This window comes from Mesorhizobium sp. WSM4820 (assembly GCF_055811075.1).
In genome coordinates, this window is the sequence record NZ_JBVVQN010000004.1 from 157,587 (window position 1) to 173,055 (window position 15,469).

14 protein-coding genes and 1 tRNA gene are annotated in these 15,469 nt (G+C 62.5%); 5 read left to right on the top strand and 10 right to left on the bottom strand.

The features are described from left to right. The first annotated feature begins 112 nt into the window (after positions 1-112). Genes AC0L2R_RS08800 through dprA form a run of 4 tightly spaced genes read left to right on the top strand, consistent with a single transcriptional unit; the run spans position 113 to position 4,178 of the window. Entirely contained in the window at positions 113-1,078 is a 966-nt protein-coding gene (locus AC0L2R_RS08800) for an aspartate carbamoyltransferase catalytic subunit (protein WP_473508486.1), read from the top strand. Beyond that, a complete protein-coding gene (locus AC0L2R_RS08805; RefSeq protein ID WP_473508487.1) occupies positions 1,075-2,361 on the top strand; it encodes a dihydroorotase in 1,287 nt (428 codons plus the stop codon). The genes AC0L2R_RS08800 and AC0L2R_RS08805 overlap by 4 nt, the downstream gene beginning before the upstream one ends. A 57-nt stretch (positions 2,362-2,418) precedes the next feature. Further along, the gene (gene plsY / locus AC0L2R_RS08810; protein WP_473508488.1) at positions 2,419-3,057 is read left to right on the top strand and encodes a glycerol-3-phosphate 1-O-acyltransferase PlsY; all 639 of its coding nucleotides are present in this window, start codon (positions 2,419-2,421) and stop codon (positions 3,055-3,057) included. After that, positions 3,054-4,178 (top strand): DNA-processing protein DprA, encoded by a 1,125-nt coding sequence (dprA, locus tag AC0L2R_RS08815; protein ID WP_473508489.1) that lies wholly within the window; start codon positions 3,054-3,056, stop codon positions 4,176-4,178. Before plsY ends, dprA begins: the two co-directional genes overlap by 4 nt. Before the next feature lie 118 nt (positions 4,179-4,296). On the opposite strand, the gene AC0L2R_RS08820 is transcribed toward dprA, so the two are convergent. Next, positions 4,297-4,372: transfer RNA gene (locus tag AC0L2R_RS08820), tRNA-Lys, on the bottom strand. A 263-nt stretch (positions 4,373-4,635) separates the two neighbouring features. Between AC0L2R_RS08820 and AC0L2R_RS08825 the strand changes: the two genes are divergently transcribed. Beyond that, positions 4,636-5,202, top strand: coding sequence for a BA14K family protein (locus tag AC0L2R_RS08825; RefSeq protein ID WP_473508630.1), 567 nt, complete (start codon positions 4,636-4,638; stop codon positions 5,200-5,202). Positions 5,203-5,283: 81 nt separating this feature from the next. Here AC0L2R_RS08825 and glpK read toward each other — a convergent pair whose 3' ends face one another. The 9 genes from glpK to AC0L2R_RS08870 form a co-directional block, all read right to left on the bottom strand. Continuing rightward, the gene (gene glpK / locus AC0L2R_RS08830; RefSeq protein WP_473508490.1) at positions 5,284-6,777 is read right to left on the bottom strand and encodes a glycerol kinase GlpK; all 1,494 of its coding nucleotides are present in this window, start codon (positions 6,775-6,777) and stop codon (positions 5,284-5,286) included. A gap of 88 nt (positions 6,778-6,865) precedes the next feature. Then, a complete protein-coding gene (locus AC0L2R_RS08835) occupies positions 6,866-8,590 on the bottom strand; it encodes an ABC transporter substrate-binding protein (RefSeq protein ID WP_091593736.1) in 1,725 nt (574 codons plus the stop codon). A 72-nt stretch (positions 8,591-8,662) separates the two neighbouring features. Continuing rightward, on the bottom strand, positions 8,663-8,944 hold the full coding sequence (locus AC0L2R_RS08840) for a DUF2160 domain-containing protein (protein WP_023801186.1): 282 nt from the start codon (positions 8,942-8,944) through the stop codon (positions 8,663-8,665). A gap of 2 nt (positions 8,945-8,946) precedes the next feature. After that, positions 8,947-9,825, bottom strand: coding sequence for a carbohydrate ABC transporter permease (locus tag AC0L2R_RS08845; RefSeq protein WP_473508631.1), 879 nt, complete (start codon positions 9,823-9,825; stop codon positions 8,947-8,949). A gap of 43 nt (positions 9,826-9,868) precedes the next feature. Continuing rightward, a complete protein-coding gene (locus tag AC0L2R_RS08850; RefSeq protein WP_473508491.1) occupies positions 9,869-10,735 on the bottom strand; it encodes a carbohydrate ABC transporter permease in 867 nt (288 codons plus the stop codon). Positions 10,736-10,737: 2 nt separating this feature from the next. After that, a complete protein-coding gene (locus AC0L2R_RS08855) occupies positions 10,738-11,808 on the bottom strand; it encodes an ABC transporter ATP-binding protein (RefSeq protein WP_023801184.1) in 1,071 nt (356 codons plus the stop codon). Between the two features lie 12 nt (positions 11,809-11,820). Then, positions 11,821-12,903 carry an ABC transporter ATP-binding protein gene (locus AC0L2R_RS08860; protein ID WP_023801183.1) on the bottom strand — a complete coding sequence of 361 codons (1,083 nt, stop codon included), beginning with the start codon at positions 12,901-12,903 and terminating at the stop codon, positions 11,821-11,823. A 28-nt stretch (positions 12,904-12,931) separates the two neighbouring features. After that, complete coding sequence (glpD, locus tag AC0L2R_RS08865; protein ID WP_473508492.1) at positions 12,932-14,458, bottom strand: glycerol-3-phosphate dehydrogenase; 1,527 nt, start codon at positions 14,456-14,458, stop codon at positions 12,932-12,934. 139 nt (positions 14,459-14,597) lie between these two features. Further along, positions 14,598-15,365 (bottom strand): DeoR/GlpR family DNA-binding transcription regulator, encoded by a 768-nt coding sequence (locus AC0L2R_RS08870; RefSeq protein ID WP_128172387.1) that lies wholly within the window; start codon positions 15,363-15,365, stop codon positions 14,598-14,600. Between the last annotated feature and the right edge of the window lie 104 nt (positions 15,366-15,469).

The window sequence follows — 15,469 nt, forward strand, 5'->3', positions numbered from 1 at the left end:
AGATATAGCCCAAGCGTTGCCGCGCGCGCGACGAAAATACCGGGGAGAAAGGCCGCAATCCAAAGCTGGTGCTTGCAGCCAAAGGTCCTCCACCCTATAGCAGCGCCTTGAGATGACCGACGCTTCGTCCCTGCCACTCTATCCCCACCGCCATCTTCTGGGCATCCGCGATCTTTCCCCCGCCGACATCGAGCTTTTGCTGGACAGGGCGGACCGGTCGGTCGCGATCTCGCGGCAGTCGGAGAAGAAGGCCTCGACGCTGCGTGGCCGCACCCAGATCAATCTGTTCTACGAAGCTTCGACCCGTACGCAATCGTCGTTCGAACTGGCCGGAAAACGGCTCGGCGCCGACGTCATGAACATGTCGGTGGCCAGTTCTTCTGTGAAGAAGGGCGAGACGCTGATCGACACGGCGATGACACTGAACGCCATGCATCCCGACATCCTGATAATCCGCCACCAGTCGGCGGGTGCCGCCGCGCTGCTGGCGCAAAAGGTCGGCTGCTCGGTGATCAATGCCGGCGACGGCGCCCATGAGCACCCGACGCAGGCGCTGCTCGACGCGCTGACCATCCGCCGCGCCAGGGGCCCGCTGTCGAAGCTGATCGTGGCGATCTGCGGCGACATCCTGCATTCGCGCGTGGCGCGTTCCAACATCATGCTGCTCAATGCGCTCGGCGCGCAGGTGCGCGTCGTGGCGCCGTCGACGCTTTTGCCCGCCGGCATCGAGAAAATGGGCGTGATCGTCACCCGTTCGATGGTCGAAGGGCTCAAGGACGCGGATGTGGTGATGATGCTGCGGCTGCAGCGCGAGCGCATGGAAGGCGCCTTCGTGCCTTCGGTGCGTGAGTATTTCCACTATTTCGGCCTAGACGCCGAGAAGCTGAAGGCGGCCAAGGACGGCGCTCTGGTCATGCATCCCGGCCCGATGAACCGCGGCGTCGAGATCGCTTCGGAAATCGCCGACGGTCCGCAGAGCGTCATCCAGGAACAGGTGGAGATGGGTGTCGCCGTGCGCATGGCGGTGATGGAAGCGCTGCTCGATCCCCGCCGCAATTATGAGGGCCGCGGCGCATGAGCCCAACGGTGTTCGGCCGGGCCCGCATCGTCGATCCGTCGCGCGGCATCGATGAGGTCGGCACTGTCATTGTCGAGGGCCGCAAGATCGTCGCCGCCGGCAAGGCGGCCTTGAACCAGGGCGCTCCGCAAGATGCTAATGTCATCGACTGCGCCGGCAAGGCAATCATTCCCGGCCTGATCGATGCGCGCGTCTTCATCGGCGAACCGGGCGGCGAACATCGTGAAACCATCGCTTCGGCCAGCGTAGCGGCGGCCGTCGGCGGCGTCACGTCCATCGTCATGATGCCCGATACCGACCCGGTGATCGACAATGTCGCGCTGGTCGAATTCGTGCTGCGCACCGCCAAGGACACGGCCGTCGTCAACATCTTTCCGGCGGCGGCGATCACCAAGGGGCTCGAAGGCCGCGAGATGACCGAATTCGGCCTGCTGCGCGAGGCCGGCGCGATCGCCTTCACCGACGGGCGGCACACCATAGCAAGCGCACTGGTGATGCGCCGCGCGCTGACCTATGCGCGCGATTTCGGCGGCGTGATCGCGCATGAAACCCAGGACGCCGAACTCGCTTCGTCAGGCGTCATGAACGAAGGCCTCTATGCCAGCTGGCTCGGCCTTGCCGGCATTCCGCGCGAGGCCGAGTCCATTCCGCTGGAGCGCGACCTTGCGCTGGCGCGGCTGACTGGCGGCGCCTATCACGCGGCCAAGATTTCGACTGCGATGGCGGCAAACGCGGTAACGAGGGCCAAGGCCGACGGCGCCAAAGTCACAGCAGGCGTCTCGATCCACAATCTGTCGCTCAACGAGAACGATGTCGGCGAATACCGCACCTTCTTCCGGCTGACGCCGCCGCTGCGCGCTGAGGAGGACCGGCTGGCGATGATCGAGGCGGTCAAGGACGGCACGATCGACATCATCGTATCCTCGCACGACCCGCAGGACGTCGACACCAAGCGGCTGCCTTTCGCCGACGCCGCGGCCGGTGCCATCGGGCTGGAAACGCTGCTCGGCGCGGCGCTGCGGCTCTACCACAATGGCGATATGACGCTGCTTAGGTTGGTTGAGACGTTGTCCACTGCCCCGGCAAGACTGTTCGGCCTGCCCGGCGGCACGCTGAAGCCGGGTGCGGTCGCCGACCTTGCGCTGATCGATCTCGACGAGCCATGGATCGTCAGCGAAAGCGGCATCCGTTCGCGCTCGAAAAACACCTGTTTCGAAGGCGCGCGGCTGCAGGGCAAGGTCTTGCAAACGATGGTGGCGGGCCGCACAGTGTTTTCGGCTTGAACCAGCATTTGCGCACCGTCCGGTGTCCGTTTGCCAAGGAAAATGTTGGGGGAGATAATGTTTGGCGAACAGTCCATCGTGTTTATCTACCTCTTACTTTATTTCCTGTCGTTGCTGTTCGGCTATCTGCTTGGTTCGATTCCCTTCGGCCTCCTGCTGACGCGCGCTGCCGGTCTCGGTGACGTCCGCAACATCGGTTCCGGCAACATTGGCGCCACCAATGTACTTCGCACCGGCAACAAGGGCCTCGCCGCCGCCACGCTACTGCTCGATGCGCTGAAAGGAACGGCGGCCGTTTTGATTGCCGGGCATTTTTTTGGGATTTGGGCCGGCTTCGGCGCACTGGTTGGCCATCTCTTTCCGATCTGGCTCGATTTCAAGGGCGGCAAGGGCGTCGCCACCTACCTTGGCGTGTTGATCGGTATCGCAATCTATCTCAGTGAGTTCGGAATCATTTTCTGGCTGCCGGTGTTGGTCTTCGCTCTCGTCTGGCTGTCTGTTGCCTGGCTGTTTCGTTATTCCTCACTTGCGGCTTTGGTCTCAATGGTAGCGGTGCCGATCGCGCTCCACTTCATTGGCATGCCCTCCTATGCCGGTTGGTTCGCGCTGATGAGCCTGATCGTCATCATAAAACACCGGGCCAACATCACCCGGCTGCTGGCCGGCACCGAGAACAAGATCGGAGCCAGGGAGTGAGCCAGCGCGCCGCCGGGACGCGGCTCAGCGACCGGCAGCGGTTGAGCTGGCTTCGTTTGATCCGCACGCCGAATGTCGGTGCGGCCACCTTTCGCGACCTGATCAACCGTTTTGGCTCGGCCGAGACGGCGCTCGAGATGCTGCCCGAGCTGATGGTTTCGGGCGGCGCCAGAAAGGCCGTCCGCATCCCGACGGTGGCCGAGGCCGAAGCGGAACTGGAGACCGCACGGCGCGCCGGCGCCCGCTTCGTCGGCATCGGCGAGGCCGACTATCCGCCGCTGATGAAAAGCATGGACCATCCGCCGCCGCTGCTCGCGGTCAAGGGCGAAGGCGCGGTGTTCCGGCTGCCGGCGGTCGCCATAGTCGGCGCCCGCAACGCCTCGCTGGCCGGCATCAAGATGGCGCGGACGCTCGCCGCCGAACTCGGCCGCGACGGTTTTGGCATCGTCTCCGGCCTGGCGCGCGGCATCGACACGGCAGCACATCAGGGCAGCCTTGCGTCAGGCACGATCGGTGTGCTGGCCGGCGGCCTCGACCTCCCCTACCCGCCCGAGAATGCCGCATTGTGCAACGAGATTGCCGAGCGCGGCGGCGCCATCATTTCAGAGATGCCGTTCGGCTGGCGGCCGCGCGCCCAGGATTTCCCGCGCCGCAACCGCCTTGTCGCCGGTGCGGCATTGGGGCTGGTCGTGGTCGAGGCGGCGCTGCGCTCCGGCTCGCTGATCAGTGCCAGGCTTGCCGGCGAGATGGGCCGGCTGGTCTTCGCCGTCCCCGGCTCGCCGCTCGATCCGCGCGCCGCCGGCGCCAACGCCTTGCTCAAGGACGGCGCCACCCTGGTCACCGAGGCATCGGACATTACCGGTGCGATCGCGCCGCTGGTCGGCAAACTGGCGCCAAGGACGCCGCTGCTCGAAGAGCCGCCCGACTTTTCGGCAACACCGCCACCCGGCGAAGACGACCGCGCCCGCGTCATCGAAGCGCTCGGCCCAACGCCGGTGGCGATCGACGAAATCATCCGCCACACCGGCCTGCATCCCGCCCAGGTTTTCATGGTGCTGCTGGAACTCGACCTAGCCGGCCGGCTGGAGCGCCACGCCGGCGGCAATGTCTCGCTGGTGTGATCGAGACGATTCTTGAGAGAACCTGGCTCGACGCCGCTGGAAAACTCCAAGGCGTCATGAAGCATCTCGCTTTAGACCGGGAGCAGGAACGCTAACCTGTTGATTTTCATGGAAAAAATGGTGAGCGCGCAGGGATTCGAACCCTGGACCTACTGATTAAAAGTCAGTTGCTCTACCGGCTGAGCTACGCGCTCCCGCGGGCTCAGGATGCCGCCCTCGAAATTGCGCGGAACATAGGGAGAGTGTCTCGAACGGTCAACCGGAAAAAGAAGCCTCGCAAGCCGGACTTTTCGCGGTCTGCTGACGCCTCGCAAACCGTCTCGACGAGTTCGGAGTGGCTGTCTCGCACAAAAGCCGAGACCTATTACAAATCAGCGGCTTGCTATTTTTCGCGGAACAATTGCGCAACATCCCCGTTTTTATCGCTACAAGGGACGACGCTATCAAGGAGAAGGCCATGAACAGGATCATGTCGGGCTTGCTGGCGACCGTGCTGTCAGCGTCGTTCGCTGTAGCGCAGATCGTGCCGGTCAACGCCCAGCCCATCTATGTGCCGCTAGGCCAGAATGTCTCGTCGGATGTCCAGACTGTCGAACACAGACGGTGGAGGCGTGGTTCCGGCCGCGATTTCTCCCGTCGCGATTTCCGCCGTGAGTTCCGTCGCGATTTCCGTCGCGATTTTTCTCGCCGCGATTTCCGCCGCGATTTTTCTCGCCGCGATTTTGACCGCCGCGATTTTCGTCGTTTCGCCCGTAACGACGATTTCAGGTACTATCGCGGCTATCGCGGCTATCGCTATTATCGTCCTGGCTATCGTCGCTACAACGACTACTGGTTCCCGCTGGCGGCCTTCGCTACCGGTGCGCTGATCACCGGCGCGATCATCAACAACCAGAGCCGCCGCATCTATCGCGGCGATGCCCACGTGGAGTGGTGCTACAGCCGCTACAGATCTTACCGGGCCTACGACAACACGTATAAGCCTTACTACGGCCCCCGCCGGCAGTGCATCTCGCCCTATTGATAAACCAGGGCGGAGTTGAATAAGCTTGTTGAAGAGCCTGCGCCGGCAACGGCGCAGGCTTTATCCTTCCGGTACGCGAATCTACAGCGGGCTCAGTGTCCGGCGCACAGCATGGCGCCAACCCGCCAGCTTTGCGGAACGGACCGATGCATCCATGTCCGGTCGAAAACGTCGCTCCAGCGCCCAGCTCCTGGCGAATTCCCTTGTCTTCGGCCAGACGCCGGCCTTCGAGCCGGCCAGCCATGCCGCGCCGAGCGCCGTCGTCTCCAGAATGGTCGGGCGGTCGACCGGCGCATCGAGGATGTCGGCCAGCCGCTGCATCGTCCAGTCCGACGCCACCATGCCGCCATCGACCCTGAGAACGGTCTTCGCTGACGCGCCCTTCCAGTCCCTGCGCATCGCGTCGAGCAGGTCGCGCGTCTGGAACGCAACGGATTCCAGTGCGGCACGGGCAAATTCCGCCGGGCCCGAATTGCGGGTCAGCCCAAAAATGGCGCCGCGCGCCTCGGCGTCCCAGTGCGGCGCGCCAAGCCCGACGAAAGCCGGCACCAGATAGACTTCCTGGGTCGGGTCGGCGCTCGCCGCCAGCACGCCGCTCTGCTCGGCCTTGCCGATCACCTTGATGCCGTCGCGCAGCCATTGCACGGCAGCGCCGGCGATGAAGATCGACCCTTCCAGCGCATAGGTGGTCTTGCCGTTCAGCCTGTAGGCAATGGTCGTCAGCAGGCGGTTCTTCGAGCGCACCAGATCGCTGCCGGTGTTGAGCAGCGCGAAACAGCCGGTGCCATAGGTCGATTTCATCATGCCCGGCTCGAAACAGGCCTGACCGATGGTCGCCGCGTGCTGGTCGCCGGCCACACCGAGGATCCTTATCTCTGCGCCGAACAGGCTTTTCTCTGTGATTCCATAGTCGTCGGCGCAATCCTTCACCTGCGGCAGCATTCTTGCCGGTATACCGAGAATGGCCAGGAGCTCGTCGTCCCAGGCATTCTTTTCGATGTTGTAGACCAGCGTGCGCGAGGCGTTGGTGGCATCGGTGGCGTGAACCTTGCCGCCGGTCAGCCGCCAGATCAGAAAGCTGTCGATGGTGCCGGCCAGCAATTCGCCGTTCTCGGCGCGTTTTCTGGCGCCCTTCACCTTGTCCAGCATCCAGGCGATCTTGGTGCCGGAGAAATAGGGATCGAGCAGCAGGCCGGTCTTCCTGGTGAACTTCTTCTCCAGCCCCTGCTTCTTCAATTTCTGGCACAGCGGCGCGGTGCGGCGGTCCTGCCAGACAATCGCGTTATGGATCGGCCTGCCGGTCGCCCTGTCCCAGATGACGACGGTCTCGCGCTGGTTGGTGATGCCGATAGCAGCGACATCCGATGCATCGCGGCCGGCGCTGTTCAGCGCAGCCTTCGCTGTCGCCACGACACTCGACCAGATTTCCTCCGGATCATGCTCTACCCAGCCGGAGGCTGGATAATGCTGGGTAAACTCTTCCTGGCCGCTGCCCACGACCTTCATGTCACCGTCGAACAGGATCGCCCGGCTCGACGTCGTCCCCTGGTCGATTGCTAGGATAAAGCCAGTCATTCTCACTCCCTCGGCGCAAACAGGGGAGACGGCAATTTGCCGCCTCCCCCGATTGGTGCGATGCGGGCGCGAACGCCCGGACCGATGCTCAGTTGCTCCAGCTCTTGACCAGCTCGTCGTAGTTGATGGTCTGCGGCTTGTCCTTCTCCGGCTCGATCTTCAGCTGCGGCGCGAGATTGCCCTTGGCGACGGCATCGGCGTTCCACTCCTCCAAGGTCTTTTCCTCGGCGAGTTTCGGTCCGATGTCGCCCTGCACGCCGGCGCGCTCGAGGCGCTCAAGCACCTCTTCCTGCTCGGCACAGAGCGAGTCCATCGCCTCCTGCGGAGTTTTGGCACCCGACGAGGCGTCGCCGATCGCCTGCCACCAAAGCTGTGCCAGCTTCGGATAGTCAGGAACGTTCGTACCCGTCGGCGACCACTGGACGCGGGCCGGCGAGCGGTAGAACTCGATCAGGCCGCCGAGCTTCGGGGCGCGGTCCGTGAAGCTCTTGTGCTGGATCGTGCTCTCGCGGATCAGCGTCAGGCCGACATGGGCTTTCTTGACGTCGACTGTCTTCGAGGTGACGAACTGCGCGTAGAGCCAGGCTGCCTTGGCGCGGTCGTCGGGCGTCGATTTGAGGAGCGTCCAGGAACCCACGTCCTGGTAGCCGAGCTTCATGCCGTCCTTCCAGTACACGCCATGCGGCGACGGAGCGAAGCGCCATTTCGGCGTACCGTCCTCGTTCACGACGGGAAGGCCTTCCTCCACCATGTTGGCGGTGAAGGCCGTGTACATGAACATCTGCTGGGCAATTTCGCCCTGCGCCGGAACTGGTCCGGATTCCGAGAAGGTCATGCCCTGGGCAGCGGCCGGAGCGTAAGCCTTCATCCAGTCGAGATATTTCTGGATGGCATAGACCGACGCCGGACCGTTGGTGTCACCGCCGCGAGCCACGCAGGAACCGACGGGCCGCGACTTCTCGTCGACCTTGATGCCCCATTCGTCAACCGGAAGACCATTCGGCAGCCCCTTGTCACCATTGCCGGCCATCGAAAGCCAGGCATCGGTGAAGCGCCAGCCGAGCGACGGGTCCTTCTTGCCGTAGTCCATATGGCCGTAGACTTTCTTGCCGTCGATCTCGCGGCCGGTGAAGAATTCGGCGATGTCCTCATAGGCCGACCAGTTGACGGGAACGCCGAGGTCGTAGCCGTACTTCGCCTTGAAGTCCGCCTTGTTCTTCTCGTCGTTGAACCAGTCGTAGCGGAACCAGTAGAGGTTGGCGAACTGCTGGTCGGGCAGCTGGTAAAGGTCGCCGTCTGGAGCCGTCGTGAACTTGGTGCCGATGAAGTCAGCGAGGTCGAGGTTCGGGTTGGTGACGTCCTTGCCCTCGTTCGCCATCCAGTCAGTCAGGCTGCGTGCCTGCTGGTAGCGCCAATGGGTGCCGATCAGGTCGGAGTCGTTGACATAGGCGTCGTAGATGTTTTCGCCCGACTGCATCTGCGTCTGCAGCTTTTCGACAACATCGCCTTCGCCGATCAGATCATGGGTGATCTTGATGCCGGTGATGTCGGTGAACGCCTTGGCCAGCGTCGCCGATTCATAAGAGTGCGTCGCGATGGTTTCCGAGACGACCTTGATGTCCATGCCCGCAAAGGGCTTTGCAGCATCGATGAACCACTGCATCTCGGCTTCCTGGCCGGCGCGATCGAGCGTCGACAGGTCCTTGATCTCGGCGTCGAGAAACGCCTTGGCTTCGTCCATTCCGGCATAGGCCTGGCCGGCTCCGAGGAGCAGGACCAGAGCAGTCGTTGACGTCAGAAATTGCCTTCGCATGTATTTCCTCCACTGTTCAGTTCCAAGTGCTATCTGGAGCAGCCCCCGGGGATGCTCCAACAGTTTCCCCCTCTATACGTAGCGGAACACGCCGATGGCGTAGACCACGGAGAGAGCGAGAGCCCACCACAGGTTGGGTCCGACAAGACCCAGCCAAGCGAGATGGATAAAGGCGCTGCCAAGCAGCGATAGGAAGAGACGGTCGCCCCGCGTCGTCTCGAAGCGCAAGACGCCGATGCGCGGATTGCCGCCAGGCGAGGCATATTCCCAGACCGCCATGCCGCAGAGCAGCAGGAAGATGGTGCCGAAGAAGGCGGCGGTCGGCCAGGTCCAGGCCATCCAGGAGAAGCTCATGATCAAACCCTCCCCAGGGCAAAGCCCTTGGCGATATAATTTCGCACGAACCAGATGACGAGCGCGCCCGGAAGGATGGTGAGCACGCCGGCTGCAGCGAGCACACCCCAGTCGAGGCCCGAGGCCGAGACCGTGCGCGTCATGATCGCGGCGATCGGTTTTGCCGCGGTCGTGGTCAGCGTCCGCGCGATCAGCAGCTCCACCCACGAGAACATGAAGCAGAAGAAGGCCGCGACGCCAACGCCGCTCGCGATCAGCGGCATGAATATCTTGAGGAAGAAGCGCGGGAAGGAATAGCCGTCGATATAGGCGGTCTCGTCGATTTCCTTCGGCACGCCCGACATGAAGCCTTCAAGGATCCAGACCGCCAGCGGCACGTTGAACAGGCAGTGCGCCAGCGCCACCGCGATATGGGTGTCGATCAGGCCGAAAGCCGAATAGAGCTGGAAGAACGGCAGCGCGAACACCGCCGGCGGCGCCATGCGGTTGGTCAGCAGCCAGAAAAACAGGTGCTTGTCACCGAGGAAGCGGTAGCGCGAGAAGGCATAGGCTGCCGGAAGCGCCACGGCGACGGAAATCACCGTGTTCATAACCACATAGATGATCGAGTTGATGTAGCCCCTGTACCACGACGGATCATTGAAAATGACCGCGTAATTGGCAAGCGTCGGGTTTCTCGGCCAAAGCGAGAAGGCGCCGAGGATCTCCTGGTTGGTCTTGAAGCTCATATTGACCAGCCAGTAGATCGGCAGCATCAGGAAGATGATGTAGATCGTCGGCACCAGCCACCAGAACCGTGACTCCTCGCCGCGTCGCCGCATCTTGCGGGCCAGCGCGGCGTTCGCCGTCTGCGCTTCCGCTGTAGCGGGGGTCTGCCGCATCAGCGTTCGTTCGTTGGCCGTGGTTTCGTCGAGGCGCGCCATCTCACCGCTCCTCGTCGTAGGCTGTCATGACGGTGTAGAACACCCAAGACAGGAGCATGACAATCAGGAAATAGATAATCGACATGGCCGCCGCCTCACCGAGGTTGAACTCGCCGATGGCCAGCTTCACCAGATCGATCGACAGGAAAGTGGTGGTGTTGCCAGGCCCGCCGCCGGTCACGACGAACGGTTCCGTGTAGATCATGAAACTGTCCATGAAGCGCAGCAGAACCGCGATCAGCAGCACGCGGTTCATCTTCGGCAGCTGGATGTAGCGGAAGATCGCCCAGCGCGACGCCCCGTCGATCTTGGCCGCCTGGTAATAGGCGTCGGGGATCGAGACCAACCCTGCGTAGCAGAGCAGGACGACGAGGCTCGTCCAGTGCCAGACGTCCATGACGATGACGGTGACCCAGGCGTCGAACGGGTCGTTGACATAGTTGTAGTCGAAGCCGAGCGCCCGCAGCGTATATCCGAGCAGGCCGATGTCGACGCGGCCGAACACCTGCCAGATCGTGCCGACGACGTTCCACGGGATGAGCAGCGGCAGCGCCATCAGCACCAGGCAGACCGGAACGCCCCAGCCCTTCTTCGGCATGTTGAGCGCAATGAAGATGCCGAGTGGAATCTCGATGACCAGGATGATGGCCGAGAAGATCAGGTTGCGGCCCATCGCTTCCCAAAACCGGTCGGAATGCAGGATTTCCTCGAACCATTCCGAGCCCGCCCAGAAGAAGACGTTGTTGCCGAAAGTGTCCTGCACCGAATAATTCACGACCGTCATCAGCGGGATGATCGCCGAGAAAGCAACCAGCAACAGCACCGGCAGCACCATGAACCAGGCCTTGTTGTTCCAGGTCCTTCCCATGCTCAGCCTCCCATCTCGACGCGCCAGGAATCGGCATAGATGTTGATGCCGGCCGGGTCGAAAGCGATCTTCGGATCGGCGGGAATGTCCTCGTCCTCGCCGATGATCGCCGCGATGTCGCGGCCTTCGAAACTGGCGCGCACCACCTTGTGGCGGCCGATATCCTCGACCTTGCGGATTGAAACCGGCATGCCGCTGGCGCCAAGCCTGACATATTCGGGGCGGATGCCGAGTTCGATCGCACCGGTGATCCCGGCCTTAGGCGCGCCCGGCAATTCGATCGTCTGGCTGCCGAGCCGCGCGCTCCTGCCTTCGACCGCGACCGGCATGACGTTCATGCCCGGCGAGCCGATGAAATAGCCGACGAATGTATGCTTGGGGCGCTCGAACAGTTCGGCTGGCGAGCCGATCTGAACGATCTCGCCCTCATACATGACGACGACGTTTTCGGCGAAAGTGAGCGCCTCAGTCTGGTCGTGCGTGACATAGACCATGGTGAAGCCGAAGCGCCTGTGCAGCTGCTTCAACTGCGAACGCAGCACCCATTTCATATGCGGGTCGATGACGGTCAGCGGCTCGTCGAACAGGATCGCGTTGACATCGGAGCGCACCAGCCCGCGTCCGAGCGAGATCTTCTGCTTCTGGTCGGCAGTCAGCCCCCTCGCCTTTCGCTTGGCCATGTCGGCCAGACCGGTCATGTCAAGGGTTTCACGCACCTTGCGGTCGACGTCGGGTTCCGCAACGCCGCGGTTGCGCAGCGGGAAGGCCAGATTGTCGTAGACGGTCATGGTGTCGTAGATGACCGGGAACTGGAACACCTGAGCTATGTTGCGCTCCTGCGTCGACAGATTGGTGACGTCCTTGCCGTCGAACAGAAGCTCGCCGTGCGACGGATACAACAGGCCGGAAATGATGTTGAGCAGCGTGGTCTTGCCGCAGCCCGACGGCCCCAGCAGCGCATAGGCGCCGCCGTCCTCGAAGGCGTGATGCACCTCCTTCAGCGCATAGTCCTTGTCCGACTTCGGATGCGGCCCGTAGGCGTGGCGGATGTGATTGCAGTCGATGCGCGCCATGTGCCCTCCTCCTCAAGCCGCCAGCATCTGTGGCGGCGCGGCCGAGCGGCCGTTCGCGTCGAACACCATGATGTGCCGCGGGTCGATGAACACCTCGATGGTCTGGTCCGGCTCGAACACCAGGATGCCGTGCTCAAGCATCACCCAGCGGACATCGGCGAAATCGAGATGCACGAAACTTTCGGAACCGGTGATCTCGGTGACCGAGACCTTGGCTCTCACCGCCACCGCCGACGGGCTCGGCCGGGCAAGGGAGAGATGGTGGGGCTGGAAGCCGATCGTGTAACTCGTATCGGCAATACCGACGAGTTCGGCCGGCACCGGAAGGCTCACCCCACCTTCGAGAAGGAAGCTCGAACCGCTCTTCTTCAGCACGATCGTGTTGAGCGGCGGATCGGCGAACGTCCTGGCCGTGACGAGGTCGTTCGGCCTGCGGAAGACGTCGATCGTCGGGCCGAACTGGGTGATGCGGCCTTCGGAAAGCGTCGCCGTGTTGCCGCCGAGCAGCAAGGCTTCGTGCGGCTCGGTCGTGGCGTAGACGAAGATGGTGCCGGTTGCCGCAAAAATCTTCGGCAATTCCGCGCGCAACTCCTCGCGCAGCTTGTAGTCGAGGTTGGCGAGCGGCTCGTCGAGCAGCACGAGGCTGGCGTTCTTGACGATGGCGCGCGCCAGCGCGGTGCGCTGCTGCTGGCCGCCGGAGAGGCTGAGCGGCGTGCGGTCGAGAAAGGGCGTCAGCTTGAGAAGGGCTGCGGCATTGCGCACCTCCTTGTCGATCTTTGCCCGCTCGGCACCGGCCACCCTCAGCGGCGAGGCGATATTCTCGTAAACGGTCATCGCCGGATAGTTGATGAACTGCTGGTAGACCATGGCGACGTTGCGCTTCTGCACCGGGATGCCGGTGACATCCTTGCCATCGAACCAGACCGAGCCGGATGTCGGCACGTCAAGGCCGGCCATCAGCCGCATCAGGCTGGTCTTGCCGGAAAGCGTCGGCCCGAGCAGGACGTTGAGCGAGCCATGCTGAAGCGTCAGCGACACGTCGCGTATGTGCTCCGCCGCGCCGACCGTCTTCGACACGTTTCTCAGTTCCAGCATGATGCCTCCTCCCAGGCTTTCTGCATGACTATTCGGCAGCCGCGACATGGCGCCGGCTTATCCCGCGCATGAATTCGTCGAGCGCTGCCGCCTGCTCGCGGCTCAGTTGCAGGCCGCGCTTGGTCCTGCGCCACAATACATCTTCGGCCGTCATCGCCCATTCATTTTGAACGAGGTAGCGTACCTCGGCCTCGTAGAGATCGGCGCCAAAGTTGCGGCCAAGGTCGGCATTCGACCTGGCGAGGCCCAGCAGCATCCTTGCGCGAGTCCCATAAAGCCGGGTCAGGCGGCGCGCCAGACGCGCATCGAGGAACGGATAGGCCGTTTTCAGTTTCGCCACTTCGGCGTCGAAGCCGCTCGCCGGGAAATCGCCGCCCGGCAGCGGCGCGTTTGCCGTCCACGGCTTGCCGCGCTTGCCGAGAAAACCCTCGATTTTCTCGAGCATCGATTCCGACAGCCGGCGATAGGTGGTGATCTTGCCGCCGAAGGTGTTGACGATCGGCGCCGTGCCTTCGCCGCCGTCGGTCTTCAGCACATAATCGCGGGTCGCTTCCTGCGCCTTCGAGGCGCCGTCGTCATAAAGTGGGCGCACGGCGGAATAGGTCCAGACGATGTCCGAACGCTTGACCGGCTGCGCGAAATATTCACTCGCCGCGGCACAGAGGTAGTCGGTCTCGGCGTCGCTGATCTTCACGTCGCGCGGGTCGCCGGAAAAGTCCTGGTCGGTGGTGCCGATCAGCGTGAACTCTTCCTCGTAGGGGATGGCAAAGATGATGCGGCCATCCTTGTTCTGAAAGAAATAGGCGCGCGGATCGTCGAATTTCTTGCTGATGACGATATGGCTGCCCTGTACCAGCCGGACATTGTGCACGTCGTTCAAGCCGACCGTAGCCGACAGCACGTGGTCGACCCATGGGCCGGCGGCGTTGACCAAAAGCCGCGCCTTGACCTCCTCGGTGTCGCCGGTCTGCGTGTTTTGCAGCCTGACCGTCCAGAACTCGCCTTCACGGCGTGCGTCGACGACTTTCGTGCGGGTTCGTATCGTTGCGCCGCGATCGGCGGCGTCGCGGGCGTTCAACGCCACCAGCCGCGCATCGTTGACCCAGCCGTCGGAATATTCGAAGGCCTTGCGAAACAACGGCTTCAGCGGCTTGCCGGCTGGGTCGTTTGCCATGTCCAGCGTCTTGGTCGCCGGCAGCAATTTTCGCCCGCCAATGTGGTCGTAGAGGAAAAGGCCGAGCCTGATCAGCCAGGCCGGGCGCAGGCCCTTGGCATAGGGCAGCACGAAGCGCATCGGCCAGATGATGTGCGGCGCGTTCTTCCAAAGGATCTCGCGCTCCATCAGCGCCTCGCGCACCAGGCGGAACTCATAAAACTCCAGATAGCGCAAGCCGCCATGGATCAATTTGGTCGAGCCCGAGGACGTGCCGCTGGCCAGATCGTTCATCTCGGCAAGGAACACCGAGAAGCCGCGCCCAACCGCATCGCGGGCAATGCCGCAGCCGTTGATACCGCCACCGATGACGAAGATGTCATGGATCGGGGATGCGCTCACAAAAAGTCCTCCCGGATTTCGCATTGCAGCATTTTTAGGTTTTTACGAAACCGTGTCGGGATTATTTCGAAATAGGAACGAATGTCAAACGAAATATAAACAGCGGGAGTTGCCGCAACGGCACCATCAACGGTCCCATCTAGGAGAGCGACGTTTCGATCAGTTGAACCTCTGCTTCCTGGCAGATCTTGCGCACCGACGGGATGTCGCAGCGGTCGGTGATGAAAGTGTTGACCTGCGACAGGTGGCCGATGCGAACCGGCGCCGTCCGCTCGAACTTGGTCTGGTCGGAAACGAGGATCACATGCCGGGCATTGGCGATGATCGCCTGCGCCACCTTCACCTCGCGAAAATCGAAATCGAGCAACGCACCGTCATGGTCGATCGCCGAGGCGCCGATCACCGCGTAGTCGACTTTGAACTGCCTGATGAAATCGACCGCCGCTTCGCCGACCACACCGCCGTCGGAACCCCGCACGACGCCGCCGGCAATAACAACTTCGATGGAAGGATATATGCGCATCCTGTTGGCAACATTGATATTATTGGTGATGACCATCAGGCCCGCATGATCGAGAAGCGCCTTGCTGACCGACTCCGTCGTGGTGCCGATATTGATGAACAGCGAGGCGTTGTCCGGGATCAGCCTGGCTGCGGCGCGGCCGATCGCCTCCTTCTCGTCGGCGGCGATCTTGCGCCTCGCCTCGTATTCCATGTTCTCGATGCCGGACGGGAACAGCGCCCCGCCATGGATACGGGAAAGCAGGCGCTGGTCGCACAGATCGTTGAGGTCCTTGCGGATGGTCTGCGGCGTCACGTTGAAATGCGTTGCCAGATCCTCGACCAGCACGCGGCCATTGTCCTTGGCCATCTGGATGATCTCGGAATGACGCGGCGACAGATACATCGGTGACCTCCCGTTTTCGTTTTCCTTGTCTATAGCGAAAAACGAAAGCGGTGAAAAGGCATGGGGCGGCTAACGAAATTTGCATACGTCCAAAAACAAACCTC

Coding starts and splice junctions, on each gene's coding strand:
- AC0L2R_RS08845 (WP_473508631.1), bottom strand. CDS start 9,825: ATGCGGCAGACCCCCGCTACAGCGGAAGCGCAGACGGCGAACGCCGCG.
- plsY (WP_473508488.1), top strand. CDS start 2,419: ATGTTTGGCGAACAGTCCATCGTGTTTATCTACCTCTTACTTTATTTC.
- AC0L2R_RS08800 (WP_473508486.1), top strand. CDS start 113: ATGACCGACGCTTCGTCCCTGCCACTCTATCCCCACCGCCATCTTCTG.
- AC0L2R_RS08850 (WP_473508491.1), bottom strand. CDS start 10,735: ATGGGAAGGACCTGGAACAACAAGGCCTGGTTCATGGTGCTGCCGGTG.
- AC0L2R_RS08805 (WP_473508487.1), top strand. CDS start 1,075: ATGAGCCCAACGGTGTTCGGCCGGGCCCGCATCGTCGATCCGTCGCGC.
- AC0L2R_RS08855 (WP_023801184.1), bottom strand. CDS start 11,808: ATGGCGCGCATCGACTGCAATCACATCCGCCACGCCTACGGGCCGCAT.
- glpK (WP_473508490.1), bottom strand. CDS start 6,777: ATGACTGGCTTTATCCTAGCAATCGACCAGGGGACGACGTCGAGCCGG.
- AC0L2R_RS08840 (WP_023801186.1), bottom strand. CDS start 8,944: ATGAGCTTCTCCTGGATGGCCTGGACCTGGCCGACCGCCGCCTTCTTC.
- AC0L2R_RS08835 (WP_091593736.1), bottom strand. CDS start 8,590: ATGCGAAGGCAATTTCTGACGTCAACGACTGCTCTGGTCCTGCTCCTC.
- AC0L2R_RS08825 (WP_473508630.1), top strand. CDS start 4,636: ATGAACAGGATCATGTCGGGCTTGCTGGCGACCGTGCTGTCAGCGTCG.
- AC0L2R_RS08870 (WP_128172387.1), bottom strand. CDS start 15,365: ATGTATCTGTCGCCGCGTCATTCCGAGATCATCCAGATGGCCAAGGAC.
- AC0L2R_RS08860 (WP_023801183.1), bottom strand. CDS start 12,903: ATGCTGGAACTGAGAAACGTGTCGAAGACGGTCGGCGCGGCGGAGCAC.